This is a genomic window from Stenotrophomonas sp. Steno-Z10-HUANG (genome assembly GCF_056393075.1).
The window spans coordinates 137,860-164,150 of sequence record NZ_JBWJPA010000003.1 but is presented as its reverse complement, the minus strand read 5'-3'; the positions used below and the strand labels follow the sequence as shown (position 1 = coordinate 164,150).

Here is a 26,291-nt window from a genome sequence, read left to right as displayed (position 1 = left end):
CACCTTCTTCGCTGCCGGTGGGCGAAGTACGTGTGGCGACAGGCCCACTCGCGGATGAGGGCGGACCACCCGCGCGTCGTATTGCCGCGCGGTACGGACGACTACACCGCGCGTTGCGCGGAGCGGGGCAGGGCCTTCAGGCTGCAGCAGACGCCTACGTCACCTTCTTCGCTGCCGGTGGGCGAAGTACGTGTGGCGACAGGCCCACTCGCGGATGAGGGTGGACCAACCGTGCGTGGTACTGCCACGCGGTGTTGACGAACGCCCCGCGCGCTGCGCGGGGCGGGGCTTGGGTGTTGCCGCAGGTGCCTACGCCACCTTCTTCGCCGCCAGCTGGCGGAGGACATACTGCAGCAGGCCACCATTGCGGAAATACTCGACTTCCTTCGGCGTCAGCAGCAGCACATGCGCCTGGAAGCGGGTCACACGGCCGTCGGGGCGGGTCGCGGTGACGCTGGCGCGCTTGGACTGGCCGTCCTCCAGTCCGGTGATGTCGAACACCTCCGAGCCGTCCAGCCCGAGCGTCTGCGCGTTCTCGCCCGGCAGGAACTGCAGCGGCAGCACGCCCATGCCGACCAGGTTGGAGCGGTGGATGCGCTCGAAGCTCTCGGCGATCACCGCCTTGATCCCGAGCAGGTTGGTGCCCTTGGCGGCCCAGTCGCGCGAGGAGCCGGTGCCGTATTCCTTGCCGGCCACCACCACCAGCGGCGTGCCGGTGGCCTTGTACTTCATCGCCGCGTCGTAGATGGACATCTTTTCCGGCGGCTGCACGCCGAAGTACAGGGTGTTGCCGCCTTCCTCGCCGCCGAACATCAGGTTCTTGATGCGGATGTTGGCGAAAGTGCCGCGCACCATCACGTCGTCGTTGCCGCGGCGGCTGCCGTAGCTGTTGAAGTCGGCCGGCTGCACGCCGCGCGACTGCAGGAAGCGGCCCGCGGGCGAGTCCTTCTTGATGTTGCCGGCCGGGGAGATGTGGTCGGTGGTGATCGAGTCGCCGAACAGGCCGAGCACGCGCGCGCCATGGATGTCGGCGATGCTGCCCACGGCCATGGTCATGCCGTCGAAGTACGGCGGGTTCTTGATGTAGGTGGACGCCGCGTCCCACTGGTAGGCCTGGCCCTCCGGCGACTCGATCCGCGCCCAGCGGCTGTCGCCCTTGAACACGTCGGCGTAGTTCTGCTTGAACATCTCCGGGCCGACGGTGGCGGCGATGACGTCGCCGATTTCCTTGTTGCTGGGCCAGATGTCGCGCAGGTAGACGTCGTTGCCGTCGCGGTCCGTGCCCAGCGGTTCGCGGGTCAGGTCGATGTTGACCGTACCGGCGATGGCGTAGGCCACCACCAGCGGCGGCGAGGCCAGGTAGTTGGCCTTGACCTCGGGATGCACGCGGCCCTCGAAGTTGCGGTTGCCCGACAACACCGAGGCGACCACCAGGTCGCCGGCGGCGATGCCGGCGCTGACCTCGGTGGGCAGCGGGCCGGAGTTGCCGATGCAGGTGGTGCAGCCGTAGCCGACCACGTAGAAGCCCAGCTTCTCCAGTTCCTTCAGTACGCCGGCCTTTTCCAGGTAGTCGGTGACCACCCGCGAGCCCGGCCCGAGCGAGGTCTTGACCCAGGGCTGGCGGGTCAGGCCGCGTGCGGCGGCGTTGCGCGCCAGCAGGCCGGCGCCGATCATCACCGCCGGGTTGGAGGTGTTGGTGCACGACGTGATGGCGGCGATCACCACCGCGCCGTCCTTCAGCCGCACCTTGCGGCCGTCGATCTCGATGTCGGCATGGCCCTTGGCCAGCTGCTCGTTGCCCACCGCCGCGCCGCCGCCCTCGTTGATGAACTCGGCGACCTCGCCGTTGCGGTGGTCGCGGTTGGCCGTGAGCCCGACCAGCGCATCGGCGAAGTTCCGGCGCACGTCCTGCAGCAGCACCCGGTCCTGCGGGCGCTTGGGGCCGGCCAGCGACGGCTGCACCGTGCCCATGTCCAGTTCCAGCGTGGCGCTGTAGCGCGCATGCGGGCTGTCCGGCGCATGCCACAGGCCCTGGGCCTTGGCATAGGCTTCGACCAGCGCGATCTGCGCGTCGCTGCGCCCGGACAGGCGCAGGTAGTTCAGCGACTCGGCATCGATCGGGAAGATGCCGCAGGTGGCCCCGTACTCCGGCGCCATGTTGGCGATGGTGGCGCGGTCGGCCAGCGGCAGGTGCTGCAGGCCATCGCCGTAGAACTCGACGAACTTGCCGACCACGCCCAGCGCGCGCAGCATCTGGGTGACGGTCAGCACCAGGTCGGTGGCGGTGGCGCCTTCGGGCAGGCGCCCGCTGAGCTTGAAGCCGACCACCTGCGGAATCAGCATCGACGAAGGCTGGCCGAGCATGGCGGCCTCGGCCTCGATGCCGCCCACGCCCCAGCCGAGCACGCCGATGCCGTTGATCATGGTGGTGTGCGAGTCGGTGCCGAACACGGTGTCCGGGAACGCCCAGCGGGTGCCGTCCACGTCGCGCTCCATCACCACCCGGGCCAGGTTCTCCAGGTTCACCTGGTGCACGATGCCGGTGTTCGGTGGCACCACCTTGAAGTTCTCGAACGCCTTCTGGCCCCAGCGCAGGAAACCGTAGCGCTCGCGGTTGCGCTCGAACTCGATGCGGCCATTGAGGTCCAGCGCGTCGGCGCGGCCGAACACATCCACCTGCACCGAGTGGTCGATCACCAGTTCCGAGGGAATCAGCGGGTTGATCTGCTCGGCGCGGCCGCCCAGCCGGGTGACCGCATCGCGCATCGCCGCCAGGTCGACCACGCACGGCACCCCGGTGAAGTCCTGCAGCACCACCCGCGCCGGCATGAAGGCGATCTCGGTGTCCGGTTCGGCCTGCGGATTCCACCTGGCCACCGCCTCGATGTGCTCGGGGCCCACGGTCTGGCCGCCGTCCTCGTGGCGGAGCAGGTTCTCCAGCAGGATCTTCATCGAGTACGGCAGGTGCGAGAGGTCGAAGCGCTCGCCCAGCCTGGGCAGGCTGCAATAGGTGTAGGTCTGGTCGCCGACGGTGAGTTGGCTGCGGGTGGAGAACGAATCGCTCATGGCTGACTCCTGTTGCGGATGGCGTGCGGCGGCGCCCAAGCGCGCGCTGGCTGGCGCGGTGCGCCCCGTTCAGTGAAGCGGTCGCCCGAGTATGGACGATCTTTCCGGGGGCGGGGCCGGTGCAGGCCCCCGAGCATACGCACCGGTTTGTTGCAGCCATGTCACGGGAGGGGCGCAGACCCTTGCGGCACAAGCCTTGCGGCGCTGCTAGGGGCGCCCCGTGCGCTTGGGTATGCGGGTCAAGGTATGTATAATTCGTGCATACTTTGGAGGGCGCCCGATGGAAGCCACCGTTGCTGAACGCGGACAGATCACCCTGCCCAAGGCCGTGCGCGACGCGCTGGGCCTGACCAAGGGCACGCTGTTGAAGGTCGAGCTGGAAGGCAGCCGCATCATCCTGCGCAAGAGCGTGGACGATGCCATTTCCCGCGCCCGTGGCAAGTTCGCGCTGGACGGCTTCCCGTCCGCCGAGCAGGCCGTGCGTACCGTGCGCGACGAGGCCGGCGAGGCCGGCGGCGCATGATCGCGGTCGATTCCCCGGTGCTGATCGAACTGCTCAGCGACGGCCCCCGCGCCGACGCGGTGGAGGCCTGCCTGCGGCAGGCGCTGGTCGGTGGCCGGGTGGTGGTCTGCGGCACGACCCTGGCCGAGATCTGCGCCTCGCTGCGTGGCGGCGCGCAGGTACAGGAGGCGCTGGAGGAAATGGGCATCCATTTCAGCCCGCTGGAGGCCAAGTCGGCGCTGCGCGCCGGCGAGATGCACCGCCGCCACCGCCAGCGCAACGCCGGCGACAGCCGCCGCATCGACGATTTCATGGTCGGCGCCCACGCCCTGCTGCAGTGCGACGGCCTGATCACCTGGAACGACACGTTTTACCGCGACTACTTCAAGGGCCTGAAGCTGATCGTGCCGCAAGCCTGAGCCCATACCCCATTCCTCATCCGTACCACCCGGGAGTTGTCATGTTGGAAGCCTACCGCCACCACGTAGCCGAGCGCGCCGCGCTCGGCATCCCGCCGCTGCCGCTGAGCGCCCAGCAGACGGCCGACGTCATCGAGCTGTTGAAGAACCCGCCGGCGGGCGAGGCCGAGTTCCTGCTCGACCTGATCACCCACCGCGTGCCGGCCGGCGTGGACGATGCCGCCAAGGTCAAGGCGTCGTACCTGGCGGCGGTCGCCTTCGGTACCGAGAAGAACGCGCTGATCAGCCGCGAGCGCGCCACCGAACTGCTGGGCACCATGCTCGGCGGCTACAACGTCGCGCCGCTGATCCAGCTGCTGGACGACGCCCAAGTCGGCGCCATCGCCGCCGACGCGCTGAAGAACACCCTGCTGGTGTTCGATGCGTTCCATGACGTGCAGGAAAAGGCCAAGGCCGGCAACGCCAACGCGCAGGCCGTGCTGCAGAGCTGGGCCGATGCCGAATGGTTCACCAGCAAGCCGGAAGTGCCGCAGAGCCTGACCATCACCGTGTTCAAGGTGCCGGGCGAGACCAACACCGACGACCTGTCGCCGGCGCCGGATGCCACCACCCGCCCGGACATCCCCATGCACGCCCTGGCGATGCTGAAGAACAAGCGCGACGACGCGCCGTTCACCCCGGAAGAAGACGGCAAGCGCGGCCCGATCCAGCAGATCCTGTCGCTGAAGGAAAAGGGCCACCTGGTCGCCTACGTCGGCGACGTGGTCGGCACCGGCTCCTCGCGCAAGTCGGCCACCAACAGCGTGCTGTGGTGGACCGGCGACGACATCCCGTACATCCCCAACAAGCGCGCAGGCGGCGTGTGCCTGGGCGGCAAGATCGCACCGATCTTCTACAACACCATGGAAGACGCCGGCGCGCTGCCGATCGAGCTGGATGTGTCGAAGATGGAGCACGGCGACGTCGTCGAGCTGCGTCCGTACGAAGGCAAGGCGCTGAAGAACGGTGAGGTGATCGCCGAGTTCGAGGTGAAGTCCGAAGTGCTGTTCGACGAAGTGCGCGCCGGCGGCCGCATTCCGCTGATCATCGGCCGCGGCCTGACCGCCAAGGCGCGCGAGGCGCTGGGCCTGCCGGCCACCACCCTGTTCCGCCTGCCGGTGCAGCCGGCCGATACCGGCAAGGGCTACTCGCTGGCGCAGAAGATGGTCGGCCGCGCCTGTGGCCTGCCGGAAGGCAAGGGCATGCGCCCGGGCACCTACTGCGAACCGAAGATGACCTCGGTGGGGTCGCAGGACACCACCGGCCCGATGACCCGCGACGAGCTCAAGGACCTGGCCTGCCTGGGCTTCTCGGCCGACCTGGTGATGCAGTCGTTCTGCCATACCGCCGCCTATCCGAAGCCGGTGGACGTCAAGACCCACCACACCCTGCCGGAGTTCATCTCCACCCGCGGCGGCGTGTCGCTGCGCCCGGGCGACGGCGTGATCCACAGCTGGCTCAACCGCATGCTGCTGCCCGACACCGTCGGCACCGGCGGCGACTCGCACACCCGTTTCCCGGTGGGCATCTCGTTCCCGGCCGGTTCGGGCCTGGTCGCCTTCGCCGCGGCCACCGGGGTCATGCCGCTGGACATGCCGGAGTCGGTGCTGGTGCGCTTCAAGGGCCAGATGCAGCCGGGCGTGACCCTGCGTGACCTGGTCAACGCGATCCCGCTGTATGCCATCAAGCAGGGCCTGCTGACCGTGGCCAAGGCCGGCAAGAAGAACATCTTCTCCGGCCGCATCCTGGAGATCGAAGGCCTGCCGGAGCTGAAGGTGGAGCAGGCGTTCGAGCTGTCCGACGCCTCGGCCGAACGCTCGGCCGCCGGCTGCACCGTGCGCCTGAACAAGGAGCCGATCATCGAGTACCTCAACAGCAACATCACGCTGCTGAAGTGGATGATCGCCGAAGGCTACCAGGACGCCCGCTCGCTGGCGCGCCGGATCGAGAAGATGGAAGCGTGGCTGGCCGACCCGCAGCTGCTGGAGCCGGATGCCGACGCCGAGTACGCCGCGGTCATCGAGATCGACCTGGCCGACATCCACGAGCCGATCGTGGCGTGCCCGAACGATCCGGACGACGTCAAGACCCTGTCCGAAGTGGCCGGCGCCAGGATCGACGAGGTGTTCATCGGTTCGTGCATGACCAACATCGGCCACTTCCGTGCCGCCGCCAAGCTGCTGGAAGGCAAGCGCGACATCCCGACCCGCCTGTGGGTGGCCCCGCCGACCAAGATGGATGCCTCCGAGCTGACCAAGGAAGGCGTGTACGGCACCTTCGGCAGCGCCGGCGCGCGCATGGAAATGCCGGGCTGCTCGCTGTGCATGGGCAACCAGGCGCAGATCCGCGAAGGCTCCACCGCGATGTCGACCTCGACCCGCAACTTCCCCAACCGCCTGGGCCGCAACACCAATGTGTACCTGGGCTCGGCGGAACTGGCGGCGATCTGCTCGCGCCTGGGCCGGATCCCGACCAAGGAGGAGTACATGGCCGACATCGGCGTGATCAACGCCAATGGCGCGGAGATCTACCGCTACATGAACTTCGACCAGATCGCGGACTACAAGGACGTGGCCGACACCGTCGCGGCGTAAGCCACGGCGGCACGCACTACCCGAAAAGCCCGGCGCATGCCGGGCTTTTCGTTTCCATGCGCTGCGCCAATGCCACGTCCGATAGCGGCGAGCGCCGCGCGCCGCGGGCCTTCATCCTGCGCGCTCCATCCATCGGGAGCCGCATATGAAGGCATTGCACGACAAGACCATACTGATCACCGGCGCCAGCTCCGGCATCGGCCGCGCCGCTGCGCTGCTGTTCGCCGCCGAAGGCGCGCGGGTGGTGCTGGGCGCGCGCCGCGGCGCCGAACTGGAGGCGCTGGCCACGCAGATCCAGGCCGCCGGCGGCGCTGCCACCTGGCTGGCCGGCGACGTGTGCGAGGAAGCCTACGCACAGGCGCTGGTGCGCCATGCCGAGGACACCTTCGGCCCGCTGCATGCAGCCTTCAACAACGCCGGCGTGCTGGGGCCGCTGCAGCCCACGCCCGAGGTCGCGCTGGGCGACTGGCAGCATGCGCTGGCGGTCAACCTGACCGCGGCCTTCCTTGGCGCCAAGTACCAGATTCCGTCGCTGCTGCGCACCGGCAGCGGCGCCAGCCTGGTGTTCACCTCGACCTTCGTTGGCCACACCGCCGGCTTTCCGTGTACGGCCGCGTATGCGGCCAGCAAGGCCGGTGTCATCGGCCTGGTGCAGTCGCTGGCGGCCGAGCTCGGGCCGTCCGGGGTGCGCGTCAATGCGCTGTTGCCCGGCGGCACCGACACGCCGATGGCCCGCGAGATGAACCCCGACGAGGCGGCGCTGGGCGCGGTGGCGCGCCTGCATGCGCTGCGCCGCCTGGCGCAGCCCGAGGAGATCGCGGCCGCAGCGCTGTTCCTGGTGTCGCCGGCATCCTCGTTCGTCACCGGCACCGCGATGCGGGTCGATGGCGGGGTGTCCATCCAGCGCGGGTAAGACACCCCGCTTCCGGAGCGGCGGTGCGCGGCGTCAACGGTGCGGATCGCGCTCCGGGCTCGGCCGCTTGAGCAGCTTGCGCTGCAGCGAGCGGCGGTGCATGCCAAGCAGGCGCGCGGCGGCCGAGACGTTGCCGCCGGTTTCGTGCAGCGCCTGCTGGATGTGTTCCCACTGCAGGCGGCTGATCGGGGTCATCGCATCGGGCGGCTCGACGTCCTCGTGTTCCTCGCCGCCCTCGTCGGCCTCGCCCAGCGCGCGCAGGATCATCGGCACCGTCGCCGGCTTGGGCAGGTAATCGTCGGCGCCCAGCTTGATCGCCTCCACCGCGGTGGCGATCGACGCGTAGCCGGTGACCAGCAGGATGCGCATGTCCGCGCGCAGCGCGCGCAGCGGCTGGATCAGCGCCAGGCCGGATTCGCCGCCAAGCTTGAGGTCGATCAGCGCGAATGCCGGCGGCGCGCGCGTGGCCTGCTCCAGCGCACCTGCGATGTCATGGGCGGTGACGGTCTCGATCTCGCGCCGGGCGAGGCTGCGTTGCAGGGTGCGCAGGTACAGCGGATCGTCGTCGACCAGCAGGCCGTGGGCAGAAGGGCTCATGGATTGGCTTCCATATTGACAAGGGGCAGCCGGAAACCGACGCGGGTACCGCGGCCTTCGGCCGGGCGCATCCACAGTTCCCCGTGCAGCCGTTCGATGGTGGCATGCGACAGCGCCAGGCCCACGCCCATGCCGCCGGTCTTGCCGCTGTTGAACAGGGTGCCGGGCAGCGCCGCGTGGGCGGCGTCGTTGGCCTTGAAGCCGGGGCCGTAGTCGCGGACTTCGCCGTACAGGTGGTCGCCGTCGATGCGGATGTCCAGGTCGACCTGGCCCTGCCCGGTCTGTTCGCCGGCGTCGGCGGCGTTGTTCAGCAGTACCTGCAGCAGGTGGCCGACCCCCGGGTCCAGCGCCAGCTGCAGCGGCGCGTCGGCGTTGCGCCGCAGGTGCACGGTCGGGCGCACCAGGCGCCATTGCTCGAGCACGTCGCCGATCGACACGCGCGCGCGGCGGCGCGCGCCTTCCGCCGGCGCCGCCAGCGCCAGCACCCGCTCGCGGCATTGCACCAGCAGCCCGCGCAGGGTGTCCATGTCTTCCTGCATCAGCGGGTCGCCGGCGTACTGTTCGGCGATGTCGTCGGCCAGCAGGGTCATGGTCGCCAGCGGGGTGTTCAGTTCATGCGCCACCGATGCCGCATGGGTGGCCAGTGCGACGATGCCCTCGTTGCGCACGAAGCGTTCGCGCAGCAGCGCCAGCTGGTTCTCGCGCTCGCGCAGCGCCGCGGCCAGCCGCGTCGAGAACACCAGCACGACCACGCTGGAGAGCAGGAAATTGGCCGCCGCGCCCCACAGCTGCAGGCTCATCGAATCAAAGTAACCGCCGTGCAGCGGCAGCCCGAAGATCGCGCTCACCGCATAGCCGGCAACGCACGCCGCGGCCACCGCATGGGTCCAGCGCAACGGCAGGGCCAGCGCGGCCAGCGCGATCAGGACCAGGAACAGCGAACCGAACGGATTGGTGATGCCACCGCTCCAGCCGACCATCCAGGTCAGCACGGTGACGTCCACCAGGATGTGGCCGAAGGCGGTGACCGGGGCAGGGTCGCTGTCGTGTACCCGCAACTGCACGTACAGGTTGAACAGCGCCAGCACGCACACGCCGCTCCACAGCGGCAGCTGCGGCAGGTCGAGTCCCAGCAGCCCGGTGGCGACCAGGATCGCGCTGGCCTGGCCGGCGGTGGCCAGCCAGCGCAGGCTGCACAGGGTGCGAAGGAACGAGGCGTCGGCGGAATCCATGCGCGCATCGTAATGGGTCCAGGTGGGCGGTGCTCATGGTGGTTCATGCGGTGGCGCGGGGCGGCGCGCTAAAATGCGCGCCATGCACGACGCCGTCACCCGCCCGACACCTCCCGCCGACGCCACCGCCTGGCCCCGCCGCATCACCCATGCCGTCGATATCGGCGGGGTGAAGGTCGGCGGCGGGCATCCGGTGGTCGTCCAGTCGATGACCAATACCGACACCGCCGATGTCGCCGCCAGCGTCCGCCAGGTGGCCGAACTGTGGCGCGCCGGTTCGGAAATGGTGCGGCTGACCGTCAACAACGCCGAGTCCGCCGCGGCCATTCCGCGGATCGTCGACAAGCTGCGGATGATGGGCGTGGAGGTGCCGCTGATCGGCGACTTCCACTACAACGGCCACCAGCTGCTGGCGCAGGAGCCGGCCTGCGCCGAGGCGCTGGCCAAGTACCGCATCAACCCGGGCAACGTCGGCTTCGGCAAGAAGAAGGACACCCAGTTCGCGCAGCTGATCGAGTTCGCCATCCGCTACGACAAGCCGGTGCGCATCGGCGCCAACTGGGGCTCGCTGGACCAGACCCTGGCGGCCAGGCTGATGGACGAGAACAGCCAGCGCGCGCAGCCCTGGGACGCCGGCCGGGTGCTGCGCGAGGCGCTGATCCGCTCGGCGCTGGATTCGGCGCAGACCGCGGTCGAACTGGGCCTGCCGCGCGAGCGCATCGTGCTGTCGGCCAAGGTCAGCGGCGTGCAGGAACTGATCGCGGTCTATCGTGACCTGGCCAACCGCTCCGATTTCGCCCTGCACCTGGGCCTGACCGAGGCCGGCATCGGCAGCAAGGGCATCGTCGCTTCGTCGGCGGCGCTGGCGGTGCTGCTGCAGGAAGGCATCGGCGACACCATCCGCATCTCGCTCACGCCCGAGCCGGGGCAGCCACGCACCCAGGAGGTCATCGTCGCCCAGGAACTGCTGCAGACCACCGGGCAGCGGGCGTTCACGCCGATGGTCACGGCCTGCCCGGGCTGCGGGCGCACCACCTCCGAGTTCTTCCAGGAGTTGGCCAAGGTGGTGCAGAACCATGTCCGCGAGAAGATGCCGGTGTGGCGTGTGAGCCACCCGGGCGCGGAAAACATGACCCTGGCGGTGATGGGCTGCATCGTCAACGGCCCGGGCGAATCGCGGCATGCCAACATCGGCATCTCGCTGCCGGGCACCGGTGAAGCGCCGGCCGCGCCGGTATTCGTCGATGGCGAGAAGAAGGTGACGCTGCGGGGCGAGAACATCGCGCAGGAGTTCGTGGCGCTGATCGACGAGTACGTCGAGAGCCGCTATGCGCGCCACGCCGGCTGAATCACGCCGCGAAGCCGCCGGCGTGCGCGACTGGCTCGCGCACAACGCCTGGCGCGTGGTCGTGCTGTTCCTCTGCCTGCTGCTGCCGCTGGCCGGGTTCGTGGCGCTGGCCGAGGAGATCCACGAGGCCGAGGCGCTATACCTCGACCACGCGCTGCTGTGGCGCATGCACGGGCTGGCGTCGCCCGCGCTGGATGCGTTCTTCCTGCTGATGTCGCGGCTGGGCTACCAGTGGGGCGTGATTCCGCTCGACCTGCTGGTGGTGGCGGTGCTCGCATTCCGGCGGCGCTGGCGCGACACGCTGTTCGCCGCCACCGCGTTCGCGGGCTCGGCGCTGTTGAACATCGGCAGCAAGCAGCTGTTCCAGCGCGAGCGGCCGAGCCTGTGGGAATCGATCGCGCCGGAAAGCACCTTCAGTTTTCCCAGCGGGCACGCGATGGGGTCGATGACGCTGGCCGCCACCGCGCTGTTCCTGGCCTGGAATACGCGCTGGCGCTGGCCGGTGGCGGTTGCCGGCCTGGTCTTCGTGCCGTGCGTCGGGCTGTCGCGGGTCCACTTGGGCGTGCATTACCCCTCCGATATCCTGGGCGGCTGGTGCGCCGCGCTGGCATGGGTGACCGGCGTGCACGTATTGTTGTTCCGCCGCCGCTGGTCACCACCGGTTGCGGTGAATCCCTAACTGGCTGAGAGGGATGCACTGATGGCCGCGCGCCGCTGTGGCATGCAGCATGTCATGGTCGCTCACCCGGGGCTTGTCATGATCGGGTCATGCGTGGACAGGGGAGTCGTCCACGTGCGTCGTCCCCTGGGGGCGGGACCGGCCACTTGATTGATAATGAGGGCAGCTTGCGTGACGGCGCGTGGTGGAAAATCCGCGCCCTGGCTCCAGACCACGGAGCCGCAGCCAGCTGCGACTGTCACTGGGTGTCGGGGGAGGAAGCGGGTAGTGACGATAACGGTATTTCTGATTGACGACCACGCGCTGGTGCGCACCGGTCTGCAGATGATCCTTGCCGGTGAAACGGGCATCGAGGTGGTGGGTGCCGCGGACAGTGGCGAGGTGGCACTGCCGCAGATCCGCCGGCTGAAGCCCGACGTGGTGCTCTGCGACCTGAACCTGCCGGGGTTGAGCGGGCTGGAGATCACCGAGCGCATCGTCAAGGGTGACCATGGCACCCGCGTCATCATCGTGTCGGTGCTGGAAGACGGCCCGATGCCCAAGCGGCTGCTGGAGGCCGGGGCGTCGGGGTATGTCGGCAAGGGCGGCGACGCCCGCGAGCTGGTGCGCGCGATCCACGATGTGGCGCAGGGGCGGCGCTACCTGGCCAACAACATCGCCCAGAACCTGGCGTTGTCCAACATCGACGGCGACGTTTCGCCCTTCGACGAGCTTTCGCCACGGGAACTGGAAGTGGCCCTGCTGCTGGTCCAGGGGCATCGCCAGGAAGAGATTGCGCGTCGCCTCAGCCTGAGTGCCAAGACGGTCAATACCCACAAGTCGCGCCTGTTCCAGAAGACCGGGGTGCAGGACAACATCGCGCTGGCGCGGCTGGCGGCCCAATACGGCGTGGGCGATCCGTCCAAGGTGATCTGACCCGCCTGGCAGTGAGGTCGGCGCATGAAAAAAGCGGCCCGGGGGCCGCTTTTTTCATTGCATGACGCGCTGCCTTCAGGCGTCGCGACGCGGCTCTTCCGCATGCGTCGTGGCGGCGTCGGCCCCGACTTCGGCTTCAGCTTCAGCTTCGGCTTCAGCGGCAGCAACCACCACCGCCTCGGACGCCACCACCGCAACCTGCGGCATCGGTTCGGTGGAGGCGTGCCGTACCTCGGTTGCCGGCGCCGCTGCCGTGGCCTCGGCGAACAGCTGGCCGTTCTCCGGCAATGCCGGCGCCGGAGCGGCTTCGGCAACCGGCAGCGGCTCGGCTTCGGCCGCAGCTGCAACCGCAACCGGCTGTGCGGGCGCGACCACGGCGGTGACCGGCGCGGCGGGCGTGGCGTCCACCAGCGGTTCCGGATCGGCCGCCTGCGGCGCGGCCACAACGGCCGGCTGCACGCTTTCCGCGGCCGGGGCCACGGCGGGCGTGGGTTCCGGTGCCGGCGTCACCACGGCCTGTGCCGCGGCCTCGGGCTGCGCGGCGACCGTCGTCTCCGGACCGGTGGCAGTGCCCTCCCGGTCCGGTGCGGCCGGCGTTGCCGCCGGCGCGGCCTGCTGCGCCACCGGTGCTTCGGTGCGTGCGGGACGCGGCGCGCGTGCGGGCGCACGAACGATTGCCGGCTCGTCCTCGAAATCGAACTCCGGCTGCGCCGCGGTCGGCGCGGTGGCAATCGCGCCGAGCTCGTTGCTGGCGTCCTCGGCCTCGTCGGCGAGGTCGTCATCGTTGCCCAGCACGTCGGCCTCGGCGTTGCCGGTGCCTTCGGCATTGCCGCGACGGCGGCGGCGACCGCCACGACGGCCGCGGCGGCGACGGCTGGCGCCATCCCCATTGCCGTCATCGTTGGCCACGGTGGCGGACTCGTCGGTCACGCCGACCTGCACGGTGGCCGCGGCCACCGCTGCGGTGTCGTCCGCGAGCGGCAGCTGCACCTTGGCAGGGGCCTCGGTGGCGTTGGTGTCCACGCTGGCGACCACGGCGGCGGCGGCCATGGCCGGGGCGTCAGCCACGACCGGGCGCGGCGCGTCGGCCTGCGGCTGCCGTGCCGGCTTTTCGCTGGCCGGCTGCACCGCCTTGTCCACTTCCTGCTGCGGCTTCGGCTGCTTGGGCTGCTTCGGCGGCTTGGGCTGCTGCTGCTCGTTGTTGCGCGGCTGCTTGCCCTGCTGCGCCTGCTGTTCGCCGCGCTGCTTGGGCGGCTGCTGGCCGGCGCTCTGCGGCTGCGGGTTGCCCGCGCCCTGGCGGCGTTCGTCGCGACGCTCCTCGCGGCGCTGTTCGTCACGGCGGTTGCCGTTGCCATTGCCGCCGGCACGCGCCTGCTGGCCGTTGTTGCCGCCGTTGTTATTGCGGCCATCGCGGCGCTGGGTGTTGCGGTCATTGCGGTTGCCGCGGCCGCCGTCCTGGCGCGGCTGCGGTTGGGCCGGTGCCGCGGCGGGGGCGGTCTCGCCGCCAAAGACCCGCTTGAGCCAGCCCATCACGCCGCCGCCGGCCGGTGCCGCGGGGGCGGGCGCGGCGACCGGGGCCGGTGCCGGCGCCGGTTCCGGGATCTCGCGCACCGGGGCCGGCTGGCTGTGCTTGACGTGGGTCACCGCCGGTGCCGGCGGGATGTTCAGCTGCGCCTTGGTCAGGGCGTGCACCGGCAGCTTGCGCGGGGTGCCGCGCTGGTAGCTCGGCCTGCCCGATTCCTCGCCCAGCTCGTTCTCGCGCAGGCGGGTGACTTCATAGTGCGGGGTGTGCAGCTGCTCGTCGGCGACGATGATGATCGGTGCGTCGTGGCGGCGCTCGATCTCGCGCAGCGCACTGCGCTTCTCGTTGAGCAGGAAGTTGGCGATCTCGACCGGGGCCTGGACCAGCACCTGCCCGGTGTTTTCCTTCATCGCATGCTCTTCGGCGACGCGGATGATCGACAGCGACAGCGACTCGACGCTGCGCATGCGGCCCTGGCCGTCACAGCGCGGGCACACGATCTGGCTGGACTCGCCCAGGCTCGGGCGCAGCCGCTGGCGGCTCATTTCCATCAGCCCGAAGCGCGAGATGCGGCCCAGCTGCACGCGCGCGCGGTCGTACTTCAGCGCGTTCTGCAGGCGGTTCTCGACCTCGCGCTGGTGCTTGTTGGAGGACATGTCGATGAAATCGATGACCACCAGGCCGCCCAGGTCGCGCAGGCGCAGCTGGCGGGCCACTTCCTCGGCGGCCTCCAGGTTGGTCTGGAACGCGGTGTCCTCGATGTCGCTGCCCTTGGTGGCGCGGGCCGAGTTGACGTCGATGGCGGTCAGTGCCTCGGTCTGGTCGACCACGATCGAGCCGCCGGACGGCAGGCGCACGTTGCGCTCGTAGATCGCCTCGATCTGCGATTCGATCTGGAAGCGGTTGAACAGCGGGATGTCGTCCTTGTAGTGCTTGAGCTTGCGCAGGGTCTGCGGCATCACCTGCTGCATGAACTCGCGCGCGGTCTCGTACAGCTCCTCGGTGTCCACCAGGATCTCGCCGATGTCGGCGCGCAGGTAGTCACGCAGGGCGCGCACGATCAGGCGCGACTCCTGGTAGATCAGGAACGGCGCCGGCTTGGCCAGCGCGGCCTCGGCGATCGAGCGCCAGACCTGGAGCAGGTAGTCCAGGTCCCACTGCAGCTCCTCGGCATCGCGGCCGACGCCGGCGGTGCGGATGATCACGCCCATGTCGTCGGGGATGTTCAGCTTGTCCAGCGCGTCCTTGAGCGCGGCGCGGTCCTCGCCCTCGATGCGGCGCGAGACGCCGCCGGCCGACGGCGAGTTCGGCATCAGCACCATGTAGCGGCCGGCCAGCGAGATGAACGTGGTCAGCGCGGCGCCCTTGTTGCCGCGCTCCTCCTTGTCCACCTGGACCACCACTTCCTGGCCCTCGCGCAGCAGCTCGCGGATGCCGGCCTTGTTGTGGTCGACACCGGCCTGGAAGTAATCGCGGGAGATTTCCTTCAGCGGCAGGAAGCCGTGCTTGTCACCGCCGTATTCGACGAAAGCCGCTTCGAGGGAAGGTTCGAGCCGGGTGATGCGGCCCTTGTAGATGTTGGACTTCTTCTGTTCCTTGGACGGCTGTTCGATGTCGATGTCGTACAGGGTCTGGCCGTCCACGATGGCCACGCGCAGCTCTTCGGCCTGCGTGGCATTGATCAGCATTCGCTTCATTGTGCGTTCCTCGCGCGCTGCTACCGCGCGGAACGCCATGGCGTTTCGCCTCTGGACACGGGTCGCCGCCCCTCGCGCAGGCGCGGGTAGGGCGGCTTGGGTTTCCAGCGCTACGACACCACGGCAGGCCGCGGGAGCGCTTGTGTTCTTGGTTTCAGGTGTTTCGGGGCCGGCGGCCGCTCCGGCCGTGGCCGGGGCGTCGCACGGGACATGTTGTTTCGTCCAGCACGGATGCTTTTGGCATCCGGCGATGGCCGGGAGCGCCGACGAGCCGCTAACATGGCCGCCCCGGGGGCGGTGGCCGCGCACTGTGCCGGATCCGTCGGAAGCCGGGCTTCTGGCCCTGGTCAACTTCCAACGAAATCAAACCCTTATATCGCTCCCCGAGTGTAGCAGAATAAACAGGCAGATGACTGACTCCGAAGACCGCCGCGCACCCTCCGCGGGCAAATCCAGCGTGCGCATGATCAAGGTTCCGGAAGACCGGGCCGGGCAGCGCCTGGACAACTTCCTGCTGGGCCAGCTCAAGGGGGCGCCGCGCAGCCTGGTCTACAAGCTGGTGCGCAGCGGCCAGGTACGGGTCAATGGCGGCCGGGCCAAGGCCGAGCGCAAGCTGGAGGCCGGCGAGGAGGTACGGGTGCCGCCGGTCAATCTCGCCGAGGTTGGAGACAAGGCGCCACCGCCGGCCGGCTTCCTGCAGCGCATGGAGCAGGCCATCGTGTTCGAGGATGCGCGGCTGCTGGTGATCAACAAGCCGTCCGGCGTGGCCAGCCATGGCGGCAGCGGCATCAGCCATGGCGCGATCGAGACCATGCGCGCGCTGCGCCCGAACCAGGGGCTGGAGCTGGTCCACCGGCTGGATCGCGACACCTCGGGGCTGCTGGTCATGGCCAAGAAGCGCTCGGCGCTGTCCGAACTGCAGGCGCTGCTGCGCGAAGACCATGACGGTGCCGGCCCGGGGGGCATCCGCAAGCGCTACCTGACCCTGCTGGTCGGGCGCATGCCTGACGGGGTGATGAGCGTGGACGCGCCGCTGCACGTGGGCCTGCGCCAGGGCGGGGAGCGCCATGTGCAGGTGAACGCGGCGGGCAAGCCGTCGCTGAGCCACTTCAGGGTGCTGGAGCGGCGCGGTGGCCATTCCTACTGCGAGGTGAAGATCGACACCGGGCGCACCCACCAGATCCGCGTGCATGCCCAGCACATCGGCCATCCGGTGGCAGGTGACGACAAGTACGGCGATCCTGCGGTCAACAAGCGGCTGCGCGAGCAGATCGGCCTCAAGCGGCTGTTCCTCCATGCAGCCTCGCTGGAGTTCGCCCTCGATGCCGGCAAGACGCCCTATGTGCTCAATGCGCCGCTGGCGCCGGAGCTGGTGGAGGCGCTGGACCGGTTGCGCTGACCGCGCGCGGTTGCAGCGGGTGGATGGCGCCCGGCCCGATGCCTGCGCCGACCCGTGGGCGGCGGCCGGCAGGGGGCGCCCCGGGGATGCGAGCGGGGCTCAGCCGCCGCGCCGCATCCGTTCCTCGATCGCGAAGCAGCTGTCCGGCTTCGGCTGCGGCGGGTTGAAGCTCACCGGCACCTGGATGGTGGTCGGCACCGCCTGGCCATTGCGGGTGGCGGCCTTGAACTTCCATTCGCGCACGCGCTGGATCGCCGCATCGTCGAGCTGGCTGTTGCCGCTGCTGGTGAGCAGCGCGACTTCGGTCGGGGTGCCCTGCGGCCCGACCACGACCTTGAGCACGCTCTGGCCGCCGACCCCGCTGCAGGCCAGTTCGACCGGGTAGTCCGGTGGCGGTGTCTGCACCGCGGCCACTTCGGTGGGGGCGACCACCGGCGCGGCCGGTCCGGAAGGGCCGCAGGCACTGAGCAGGAGGGCGGTGACGAGGGAACCCGGCAGGAGATGCGCTTTCATGTCATTGCTCCACAAGTGCGGATGCCTTGGCGGCACAGATGAAATCGTTCTCGCTCAGGCCGCCCACGTCGTGGGTGGAGAAGCGGACGATGGCGCGGTCGTAGTGCACCCCCAGGTCGGGGTGGTGGTCCTCGCGGTGCGCGACCCAGGCCAGGGCATTCACGAACGCCATGGTGCCGTGGTAGTTGTCGAAGCTGAACGTGCGCACCAGGGCGTGGCCGTCCTCGGCCAGTTCCCAGCCCGGGACCTGCGGCAGCAGTTCGGCCAGCCGCGCCGCGCCGAGCCGGTGCTCGCTGCCCCTGCGTGGAATGCAGTGCGCCTGCGCGAGTGGAATCAGATCGGCCATGGGAATCTCCATCGAAGGGGCTGAACGGTGCCGCGCGTGGAATCACTGTCCCATCAGCAGCCACCAAGACACGGCTAGAATACCCCGCATGATCCAGATTTCAGATACTGCCCAGCGCCATTTCCGCAAGCTGATCGAACGCGAGGCCGTGCCCGGCATGGGCGTGCGCCTGAGTGCGGTCGAACCGGGGACGCCGCGCGCCGATGCGCGCCTGGAGTTCGCCGAGCCGGCCGATCTGCTGGGTGACGAGTGGGCGGTGGACTGCGACGGTTTCACGCTCTACGTGGCGGCCACCAGCGTGGCCTGGCTGGATGGCGCCGAGATCGACTACGTCACCCAGGCGGCGGGCACCCAGCAGCTGACCATCAAGGCGCCCAGGATCAAGGGCGAAGCGCCCGGCGAGGCGGCGTCGATGGTCGAGCGCGTGCACTGGGTCATCGAGAACGAGGTCAACCCGCAGCTGGCCTCGCACGGCGGGCGCGTGGCGGTGCAGGAAGTGTCCGCCGATGGCGTGGTTCTGCTGCGTTTCGGTGGTGGCTGCCATGGCTGCGGCATGGCCGACGTGACCCTGAAGCAGGGTATCGAGAAGACCCTGATGGCCCGTGTCCCCGGCGTTACCGCGGTGCGCGACGCGACCGACCACGCCAGTGGCCAGGCACCCTACATTCCGCGCGGCAGCGCGGGCTGAGCGACCCGCCACGTGCCGGTGACGACGGTTGCCGACCTGATCGACCTGCTGGCTGCCCGCCGCAAGGGCAGCCTCCTGCATGACCGCCGCACCGGCTTCCCCTACAGCTGGAGTGCCTGGCTGCGAGGGGGCGGCCAGGCAAAAGGGCTGGCCTTCGCTGGCGCCGATGCCGCTGCCGCAGCGCCGCCGTGGCGTGGCCCGCGTTCCCGCGGAAGCGGCCGTCCGGTTTCGTTCCAGCGTGCCTTGCTGCAGTTGTTGCGCTGGGCCGGGGATGACCCGCCGGCAGACGACCAGCGCCGCATCCGCTGGTTTTCCGCGCTGTGCAGCGTGGCCCTGCATCTGCTGTTCGCGGTACTGCTGGTGTGGGTGGCGCTGGTACGCAGCACCGTGCCCGAGCCGGGTGCGGACGAGGGGGAGCGGGTCCGGGTCGAGTACCTGGGCCGGGGCACCCCGGAACAAGAAGGTGGCGGTGCACCGCGGGATGCGGGCGCGTCGGCGGATGAGGCGCAGGCAGCGGCGGCCGGCGCGCTGGCCGACGCTTCGTCGCCACAGGCACCGCCGCAGTCGCAGCCGCCACCGGCGGTGCAGGACGGCAGTGTCGATCCCACACCGGAGGCAACACCGGCGGACACCCCGCAGCCGGCACCCGACGCGGTGGCGCAGCAACCGCTGCAGGTCACCGAGGTGGCGCGGCCCACCACCGATTTCGTTCTGCCCGCGCCCACGCTGGCCGAGCCGGCGCTGCGCGTGCAGGTGCCGCAGGTGCGCGAGCGTACCGTCGAGAGCGTGGTGGAGCGGCCGGCGAACGTGCGCGCGCCGCCGCTACCCGATGTCGCCATGCGCGCCCCGGCGATGCCGCAGGTGCAGGTGCGCGAGCGCCCGGTAGAGACTGCGCCGGTGCAGCCGGTGGCGATGGCGCAGGTGCGTCCACGCGAACCCCAGGTGCGCGTGGAGAGTGTCGCGCCGGCCGTACGCGAGCGGCAGATCGAGACCGCGCCGCGGCAGCCGCTGGCGCTGTCCACGGTGCCGGTACGCGAAAGCGGCGTGCAGGTGAAGGCCGCGGACGTGGTGGTGCGTGAGCGGCAGGTGCCGGGCGTGGCCGATGCCGCTCCGGCGCCGGCGGCCGGCGCCGATGTGGCGACCGCGACCACCACTGGCGCCACGGCGCAGGGATCACGGCCATCGCCGGCGGCTGCGGCCGCGGACGGGCGTGCGGCCAACAGTGCGTCGCAGGCGGGCGCCAGTGCCGGCGCCGGTCCACAGCCGCGGGATCGCAGCGGCGGTTGGGCGGCACCGGTCCGCTCGGACGACTGGGGAGCCTCGCAGCGGCAGGCGGCGGGCGAGGGACGGGCTGCCTCCGACGCCGGGCGTGGCCTGTACAACCGTGATGGCAGCGTGCGCCTGGCGGGCGATGCCGGGAAGGACACGGCGTCGCCTGATCGCGGCGCGCCGGGTGGCGAATCCGACAACTGGAGCAGGGAGCAGCTCGATCGCGCCGGCACCTGGCTCAAGCGTCCGCCCTACGAGCATGCGCCAACTTCGTTCGACAAGTACTGGGTACCCAACGAATCGTTGCTGGCCGAATGGGTGCGCAAGGGCATCAAGAGCATCGAAATCCCCATCCCCGGCACCGGTACCCGCATCTCCTGCGTGGTGTCGGTCCTGCAGTTCGGCGGCGGCTGTGGCCTGCGCAACCCGAACATGCAGGAGCAGCCGGCCACGGCGCGGCCGCCGCCGGACATTCCGTTCAAGCAGGAACTGCAGGACGACAACGGCAGCCGTTGAGTGGGCGAAGGTGCGTTTGCCGTCGTCCTGCCGCCCGCCGCCGGGGCGATAGCGGCTCCTGTGGTGCCGCATGGCGCGCGCCACGGCGGGAACAGCGGCATGCCGCAGACGCGAGACGCGAGGGTTCCAGATGCCGCCCCGGGGCCGATCCGGGCGGGATAGGTGATGAGCGGCTCCGGTTACGCGCGGATACCGGGGAATCCGGCCGTGGCTGCGGGCCGCGCAACCCGCGCGGCGACCAAGCGTTTTCCGGGTGCGTGCTGTCGCGCGGCGCTCACGCCCGGCCCGGCCAGGCCCGGCGCGCGGGGCCGGCACGCGCAGGTGCCGGCGCGGTGCCGTTACTTGAGGCCGTGCAGGTCCCGCAGCTGGCTGGGGCGCGAGCCGAAGTAGGCCGCCAGGTCGGCGATGTCCTGGTCGCTCAGGCCGGCCGCCTGCGGCGACATCAGCATGTGCTCGCGATCGCCGCTGCGATACGCCTGCAGGGCATGGGCGAGGTAGTCGCCATACTGGCCACCGAGCCGTGGATAGCCCGGATCGATCGGCGCGTTGCCGTCGGCACCATGGCAGTCGATGCAGCTCTGGCCGGTGGCCTTGCCCTTGCTGTTGGCCAGCTGCTCGCCGGCGGCGATGCGCCCCTGCGGCAGGCCGGCCGACGAACTGGAACCATGTTCACCGCTGGCATGGCCGGGGTCGGCGGCGGATTTGGCGCTGGACTCCACTTCCGACTGGGTGCAGGCGGCCACCGTGCAGGCAGCGAACAGGGCGATGGCGAGACGCGAGGCGTGCTTGGCTTTCGACATGAGCGGTGCTTACTTGAGAGTGGACAGGTAGGCGGCGAGATCAGCGATTTCCTGCGTGCTGAAGCTCATCGATTGCGCCTGCATGGTCGGATGCTTGCGCTTGCCTTCGCGGTATTCGGTCAATGCCTGGCCCAGGTACTGCGCCGACTGCCCGCCGATCTTCGGCACGCGGTAACTCGGATAGGCGTTCTTGTAGCCGGTGATGCCATGGCACCCCTGGCAGGTGTAGGCCAGGGTGCGCCCGGCCTCGGCATTGCCGGTGGCCGGCGCCGCCGCGGGGGCGGGCGTGGCGGCGGGTGCGGGGGCGGAAGGTTCAGACTGCTGCGGGTCGGCTTGTGCGGCCGCCCCGAAGGGCAGGGCCAGAGCCAGGGCGAGACATACGGCAAACGGCTGCGAGCGCATGGTTTCCTTGTCCGGTATGCGGGTCTGTTCGTTCCGCCGTGGGGACACGGAACGGCCCGAGTATAGCCCGCGTATTCACCGGTTCGGAACCATTCATGAATGCTGCGACGCGGCATGCGGGCATGACCTTTGGGGCATGGTGTCGTCGTGGGGTGGTGCAATACTTTGCTACAACACCAGCCACTGCATCTCTAGGGACTCCACGATGTCGCCAATCCTTACCCCGTACGGCCGCACCGGACGCTGCGCCGCCGCTCTCCTCGTCACTTCGGTGTTGTTGCTCGGGGGCTGCAAGGCCGGTGGCGAGGATGCCAAGGACAAGCCCAAGGAAGAGCAGAAGGCAAGCGACGCGGTCCCGGTCGAAGTGGCCAAGGCGGCACGCCGCGCCATCGCCGCCAGCTACACCGGTACCGCCTCGCTTGAGCCGCGCGCCGAGTCGCAGGTGGTCGCCAAGACCTCGGGCGTGGCGCTGGCGGTGATGGTCGAGGAAGGCCAGCAGGTCAGCGCCGGGCAGCCGCTGGTACGGCTGGACCCGGACCGCGCGCGGCTGGCCGTGGCGCAGAGCGAAGCGCAGATGCGCAAACTGGAAAACAGCTACCAGCGTGCGCAGAAGCTGGTCCAGCAGCAGCTGGTTAGCGCCGCCGACGTGGACCAGCTGCGCTTCGACCTGGAGAACGCGCGCGCGCAATACCGGATGACGGCGCTGGAGCTGTCCTACACCACGGTGGTGGCGCCGATCTCCGGGGTGATTGCCTCGCGCGACATCAAGCCAGGCAATTTCGTGCAGATCAATTCGCCGATCATCCGCATCGTCGACGCCGGCAAGCTGGAGGCCACGCTCAACGTGCCCGAGCGCGAGATCGCCAAGCTCAAGCCGGGGCAGGCGGTGACGCTGGTCGCCGACGCATTGCCGGGGCGCACGTTCGACGGCGTCGTGGACCGCGTGTCGCCGGTGGTGGACACCGGCACCGGCACGTTCCGCGTGGTGGCCTCGTTCTCGGGCGAGGGCGACCTGCAGGCGGGCATGTTCAGCCGCCTGAGCATCAACTACGACCAGCGCGCCGACGCGCTGGTGGTGCCGCGTACCGCGCTGCTCGAGGACGGTGGCGAGCCCGCCGTGTACGTGGTGCGCGACGGCAAGGCGACCCGTACCCGGCTCAAGCTCGGCTATGACGATGCCGGTTGGATCGAGGTGCGCGAAGGCCTGCAGCCGGGCGAGGAAGTGGTGATCGCCGGCAAGGCGGCGCTGCGCGAGGGCAGCGCGGTGCAGGTGATCGGCAAGGAGAAGGCGGTCGCCGCCGCGGCGCCCGCCAAGGCACCGGCCGCACAGGCAGCCAAGCAATGAGTGCGCGCGATCCGTCGGTTCCCGGCGGTGGCGGCTTCGATCTGATCGAGTTCGCCACGCGCCGTCGCGTCACCATCGCGATGATGACGCTGACCCTGGTGCTGTTCGGCCTGATCTCGCTGTCGAGCCTGAAGGTCGAACTGCTGCCCGACCTGAGCTACCCCACGCTCACCGTGCGCACCGACTATGAAGGCGCGGCGCCGGCCGAGGTGGAGACGCTGATCTCGCAGCCGGCCGAGGAAGCGCTGGGCACCGTCAAGGGCCTGCGCAAGCTCAAGTCGATCTCGCGCACCGGGCAGAGCGACGTGGTCCTGGAGTTCGCCTGGGGCACGGACATGCAGCAGGCCGGGCTGGACGTGCGCGACAAGATGGAGACGCTGCAGCTGCCGCTGGAGGCCAAGCCGCCGGTGCTGCTGCGCTTCAATCCGTCGACCCAGCCGATCATGCGCCTGGCGCTGTCCTCCAGGCAGGACGGTGGCAGCGAGGCCGACGCGGTGCGCCGGCTGATGGAACTGCGCCGCTATGCCGACGACGACCTCAAGCGCAAGCTCGAGCCGGTCAGCGGCGTGGCCGCGGTCAAGGTCGGCGGTGGCCTGGAAGACGAGATCCAGGTGGATATCGACCAGCGCAAGCTGGCGCAGCTGGGGCTGTCGCTGGACAGCGTGATCCAGCGCCTGCAGCAGGAGAACGTGAACCTGTCCGGCGGCCGCCTGGAAGAGGGCTCGCAGCGTTACCTGGTGCGTACCGTCAACCAGTTCGCCACGGTCGAGCAGATGCGCGAGATGCTGCTCAACACCGCCGCCGGCTCGGGTGCCTCCTCGGCCGGCGAGAACCGCCAGCTGATGACCGCGATCCTCGGCAGCCGCGATCCGAACGTGATCGCCGCGCTGCGCAGCGATGGCAGTGGCGGCGGCACCTCGCCGGTACGCCTGAAGGACGTGGCCGACGTGCGCCAGGGCTACAAGGAGCGCGAGGCGGTGATCCGCGCCGGCGGCCACGAAGCGGTCGAACTGGCGATCTACAAGGAAGGCGACGCCAACACCGTCTCCACCGCCGATGCGCTGGAGAAGAAGCTCGAGGCGATCCGCAAGCAGATGCCCAAGGACATCGAGATGACTACGGTGGAGGACCAGTCGGTCTTCATCCGCCACGCGATCAAGGACGTCAAGATCGACGCGGTGATCGGCGGCCTGCTGTCGGTGCTGATCATCTTCCTGTTCCTGCGCGATGGCTGGAGCACGTTCGTCATTTCGCTGTCGCTGCCGATCTCGATCATCGCCACGTTCTTCTTCATGGGCCAGCTCGGGCTGAGCCTGAACGTGATGTCGCTGGGCGGCCTGGCGCTGGCCACCGGCCTGGTGGTGGATGATTCGATCGTGGTGCTCGAATCCATCGCCAAGGCGCGCGAACGCGGCATGGGCATCCTCGAGGCCGCGATCAAGGGCACCCGCGAGGTGTTCATGGCGGTGGTCGCCTCGACCCTGACCACCATCGCGGTGTTCCTGCCGCTGGTGTTCGTCGAAGGCATCGCCGGGCAGCTGTTCCGCGACCAGGCGCTGACCGTGTCGATCGCCATCGCGGTGTCGCTGGTGGTGTCGATGACCCTGATCCCGATGCTGAGCGCACTCAAGGGCCGGCCGCCGCTTGAGTTCCCGGCCGAGGATCCGCGCCAGCCGTGGCGCCCGGAACGCCGCTGGCAGAAGCCGGCCGCGTTCGCCGGTCGCGGCATCGGCGCCATGTTCCGCTACGGCTTCTATGCCGCGGCGTGGCTGGTGGTGCGCATCTTCCGTGGCATCGCCGCGGTGGTCGGGCCGGTCATGCGCAAAGCCAGCGACATCGCCATGGCGCCGTACGGCCGTGCCGAACGCACCTACCTGCGGCTGTTGCCCGCCGCGCTGGCACGGCCGTGGCCGGTACTCGGCGGCGCGGCGCTGGCGTTCGCGCTGACCCTGGCGGCGTTGCCGATGCTGGGCGTGGACCTGATCCCGCAGCTGGCGCAGGACCGCTTCGAGATGACCGCCAAGCTGCCGCCCGGCACGCCGCTGGCGCAGACCGATGCACTGGTGCGCGAAGTGCAGCGCAAGCATGCCGGCGAGGATGGCATACGCCTGCTGTACGGCGTTTCCGGCACCGGCACGCGGCTGGACGCCAGCCCGACCGAGAGCGGCGAGAACATCGGCAAGCTGTCGGTGGTGATGAGCGACACCTCGCGCGAACCGGAGCTGACCGAGAAACTGCGCCAGACCATGAAGGCATGGCCGGCGGCGCAGGTGGATTTCGCGCGCCCGGAACTGTTCGCACTGTCGCCGCCGCTGGAGATCGAGATCGAGGGCAACACGCTCGACGCGATCCGGGTGGCCGGCAACCGCCTGGCCGGCATGCTGCGGCAGAACCCGCACTACGCCGACGTCAAGTCGACGGTCGAGCAGGGCTTCCCGGAAATCCAGGTGGTGTTCGACCAGGACCGCGCCGCGGCGCTGGGCCTGACCACGCGCCAGATCGCCGATGCGGTGGTCAACAAGGTGCGCGGCAACGTCGCCACCCGCTACAGCTTCCGCGACCGCAAGATCGACGTGCTGGTGCGCGTGCAGGAGTCCGAGCGTTCCTCGGTCGAGGACATCCGCCGCCTGATCGTGCACCCGACCGGCGGCAAGCCGGTGGAACTGTCGTCCGTGGCCGAGGTGGTGGCAACCACCGGCCCCAGCGAGATCCACCGCGCCGACCTGCGCCGGGTGGCGATCGTCTCGGCCAACCTGCGCGGCATCGACCTGGGCACGGCGATCACCGAAGTGCAGAAGATGGTGGCCGACAACCCGCTCGGCACCGATGTCGGCATGCACATCGGCGGGCAGGGCCAGGAGCTGGGCGAATCGATCCGTTCGCTGCTGTTCGCCTTCGCCCTGGCGGTGTTCCTGGTGTACCTGGTGATGGCGTCGCAGTTCGAATCGCTGCTGCACCCGTTCGTGATCCTGTTCACCATCCCGCTGGCGCTGGTCGGCGCGGTCGCGGCGCTGCTGCTGTCGCGCTCGCCGGTGTCGGTGGTGGTGTTCATCGGCCTGATCCTGCTGGTCGGGCTGGTGGTGAAGAACGCCATCATCCTGATCGACAAGGTCAACCAGCTGCGCGAGGAAGGCGTGCCCAAGCGCCAGGCGCTGGTGGAGGGCGCGCGCTCGCGCCTGCGCCCGATCATGATGACCACGCTGTGCGCGGTGTTCGGTTTCCTGCCGCTGGCGCTGGCCTTCGGCGAAGGTGCGGAAGTGCGCTCGCCGATGGCGATCACCGTGATCGGCGGCCTGCTGGTTTCGACCCTGTTGACGCTGCTGGTGATCCCGGTGGTGTACGACCTGCTGGACCGCAAGGCCGACGCGTTCTATGCCGAGCGTGGCCGCCGCGCGCGGCAGCAGGCGCAGCAGGTCGAGCAGGTGCTGGCGCACGAGCATGACGCGCTGGGCGATGGCGCCACCGGCGGCGACGGGCTGAAGGGCTGACA

Annotated in this window: 20 protein-coding genes; 12 read left to right on the top strand and 8 right to left on the bottom strand. The window is 69.7% G+C overall.

Annotated elements, in window-relative coordinates; translation table 11 throughout:
• Window positions 1-309: 309 nt before the first annotated feature.
• On the bottom strand, window positions 310-3,066 hold the full coding sequence (acnA, locus tag AC06E6_RS05820; protein WP_240211995.1) for an aconitate hydratase AcnA: 2,757 nt from the start codon (window positions 3,064-3,066) through the stop codon (window positions 310-312).
• A gap of 280 nt (window positions 3,067-3,346) precedes the next feature.
• On the opposite strand from acnA, the gene AC06E6_RS05815 reads away from it, so the two are divergent.
• The 4 genes from AC06E6_RS05815 (at window position 3,347) to AC06E6_RS05800 (ending at window position 7,533) form a co-directional block, all read left to right on the top strand.
• Entirely contained in the window at window positions 3,347-3,589 is a 243-nt protein-coding gene (locus tag AC06E6_RS05815; protein ID WP_104938999.1) for an AbrB/MazE/SpoVT family DNA-binding domain-containing protein, read from the top strand.
• Window positions 3,586-3,987: a type II toxin-antitoxin system VapC family toxin gene (locus AC06E6_RS05810; RefSeq protein WP_161613677.1), complete on the top strand. Its 402-nt coding sequence runs from the start codon at window positions 3,586-3,588 to the stop codon at window positions 3,985-3,987. The genes AC06E6_RS05815 and AC06E6_RS05810 overlap by 4 nt, the downstream gene beginning before the upstream one ends.
• Before the next feature lie 41 nt (window positions 3,988-4,028).
• Window positions 4,029-6,620 carry a bifunctional aconitate hydratase 2/2-methylisocitrate dehydratase gene (acnB, locus tag AC06E6_RS05805; protein WP_104938998.1) on the top strand — a complete coding sequence of 864 codons (2,592 nt, stop codon included), beginning with the start codon at window positions 4,029-4,031 and terminating at the stop codon, window positions 6,618-6,620.
• A 145-nt stretch (window positions 6,621-6,765) separates the two neighbouring features.
• Window positions 6,766-7,533 (top strand): SDR family oxidoreductase, encoded by a 768-nt coding sequence (locus AC06E6_RS05800; protein WP_240211996.1) that lies wholly within the window; start codon window positions 6,766-6,768, stop codon window positions 7,531-7,533.
• A gap of 33 nt (window positions 7,534-7,566) precedes the next feature.
• Here AC06E6_RS05800 and AC06E6_RS05795 read toward each other — a convergent pair whose 3' ends face one another.
• Together AC06E6_RS05795 and AC06E6_RS05790 are read right to left on the bottom strand one after the other, a co-directional pair.
• Complete coding sequence (locus AC06E6_RS05795) at window positions 7,567-8,130, bottom strand: response regulator transcription factor (RefSeq protein WP_104938996.1); 564 nt, start codon at window positions 8,128-8,130, stop codon at window positions 7,567-7,569.
• Window positions 8,127-9,362, bottom strand: a complete 1,236-nt coding sequence (locus tag AC06E6_RS05790; protein ID WP_104938995.1) for an ATP-binding protein — start codon at window positions 9,360-9,362, stop codon at window positions 8,127-8,129. Before AC06E6_RS05790 ends, AC06E6_RS05795 begins: the two co-directional genes overlap by 4 nt.
• Window positions 9,363-9,444: 82 nt before the next feature.
• On the opposite strand from AC06E6_RS05790, the gene ispG reads away from it, so the two are divergent.
• From ispG to AC06E6_RS05775, 3 genes are all read left to right on the top strand, one after another.
• Window positions 9,445-10,710: a flavodoxin-dependent (E)-4-hydroxy-3-methylbut-2-enyl-diphosphate synthase gene (ispG, locus tag AC06E6_RS05785; protein WP_104938994.1), complete on the top strand. Its 1,266-nt coding sequence runs from the start codon at window positions 9,445-9,447 to the stop codon at window positions 10,708-10,710.
• Window positions 10,691-11,389, top strand: coding sequence for a phosphatase PAP2 family protein (locus tag AC06E6_RS05780; protein WP_104938993.1), 699 nt, complete (start codon window positions 10,691-10,693; stop codon window positions 11,387-11,389). Before ispG ends, AC06E6_RS05780 begins: the two co-directional genes overlap by 20 nt.
• A gap of 267 nt (window positions 11,390-11,656) precedes the next feature.
• Window positions 11,657-12,304, top strand: a complete 648-nt coding sequence (locus tag AC06E6_RS05775; protein ID WP_104938992.1) for a response regulator — start codon at window positions 11,657-11,659, stop codon at window positions 12,302-12,304.
• Window positions 12,305-12,379: 75 nt separating this feature from the next.
• Here AC06E6_RS05775 and rne read toward each other — a convergent pair whose 3' ends face one another.
• Window positions 12,380-15,523, bottom strand: coding sequence for a ribonuclease E (gene rne, locus AC06E6_RS05770; protein WP_240211997.1), 3,144 nt, complete (start codon window positions 15,521-15,523; stop codon window positions 12,380-12,382).
• 409 nt (window positions 15,524-15,932) lie between these two features.
• On the opposite strand from rne, the gene AC06E6_RS05765 reads away from it, so the two are divergent.
• Complete coding sequence (locus AC06E6_RS05765; RefSeq protein WP_104938990.1) at window positions 15,933-16,922, top strand: RluA family pseudouridine synthase; 990 nt, start codon at window positions 15,933-15,935, stop codon at window positions 16,920-16,922.
• Window positions 16,923-17,021: 99 nt separating this feature from the next.
• On the opposite strand, the gene AC06E6_RS05760 is transcribed toward AC06E6_RS05765, so the two are convergent.
• Both AC06E6_RS05760 and AC06E6_RS05755 read right to left on the bottom strand, forming a co-directional pair.
• Window positions 17,022-17,435: an energy transducer TonB gene (locus AC06E6_RS05760; protein ID WP_104938989.1), complete on the bottom strand. Its 414-nt coding sequence runs from the start codon at window positions 17,433-17,435 to the stop codon at window positions 17,022-17,024.
• Window position 17,436: 1 nt separating this feature from the next.
• Complete coding sequence (locus AC06E6_RS05755) at window positions 17,437-17,781, bottom strand: 4a-hydroxytetrahydrobiopterin dehydratase (RefSeq protein ID WP_054668699.1); 345 nt, start codon at window positions 17,779-17,781, stop codon at window positions 17,437-17,439.
• Window positions 17,782-17,869: 88 nt separating this feature from the next.
• Here AC06E6_RS05755 and AC06E6_RS05750 point away from each other — a divergent pair, with 88 nt between their 5' ends.
• On the top strand, window positions 17,870-18,469 hold the full coding sequence (locus tag AC06E6_RS05750; RefSeq protein WP_161613682.1) for an NfuA family Fe-S biogenesis protein: 600 nt from the start codon (window positions 17,870-17,872) through the stop codon (window positions 18,467-18,469).
• An 18-nt stretch (window positions 18,470-18,487) separates the two neighbouring features.
• Complete coding sequence (locus AC06E6_RS05745) at window positions 18,488-20,254, top strand: hypothetical protein (protein WP_478060574.1); 1,767 nt, start codon at window positions 18,488-18,490, stop codon at window positions 20,252-20,254.
• A gap of 338 nt (window positions 20,255-20,592) precedes the next feature.
• Here the strand turns inward: AC06E6_RS05745 and AC06E6_RS05740 are convergent, their stop codons facing one another.
• Both AC06E6_RS05740 and AC06E6_RS05735 read right to left on the bottom strand, forming a co-directional pair.
• A complete protein-coding gene (locus AC06E6_RS05740) occupies window positions 20,593-21,054 on the bottom strand; it encodes a c-type cytochrome (protein WP_104938986.1) in 462 nt (153 codons plus the stop codon).
• A gap of 9 nt (window positions 21,055-21,063) precedes the next feature.
• Window positions 21,064-21,456 (bottom strand): c-type cytochrome, encoded by a 393-nt coding sequence (locus AC06E6_RS05735; protein WP_161613685.1) that lies wholly within the window; start codon window positions 21,454-21,456, stop codon window positions 21,064-21,066.
• Between the two features lie 205 nt (window positions 21,457-21,661).
• Here AC06E6_RS05735 and AC06E6_RS05730 point away from each other — a divergent pair, with 205 nt between their 5' ends.
• Both AC06E6_RS05730 and AC06E6_RS05725 read left to right on the top strand, forming a co-directional pair.
• A complete protein-coding gene (locus AC06E6_RS05730; RefSeq protein ID WP_104938984.1) occupies window positions 21,662-22,801 on the top strand; it encodes an efflux RND transporter periplasmic adaptor subunit in 1,140 nt (379 codons plus the stop codon).
• Entirely contained in the window at window positions 22,798-26,289 is a 3,492-nt protein-coding gene (locus AC06E6_RS05725) for an efflux RND transporter permease subunit (protein WP_478060571.1), read from the top strand. Before AC06E6_RS05730 ends, AC06E6_RS05725 begins: the two co-directional genes overlap by 4 nt.
• Window positions 26,290-26,291: the final 2 nt, after the last annotated feature.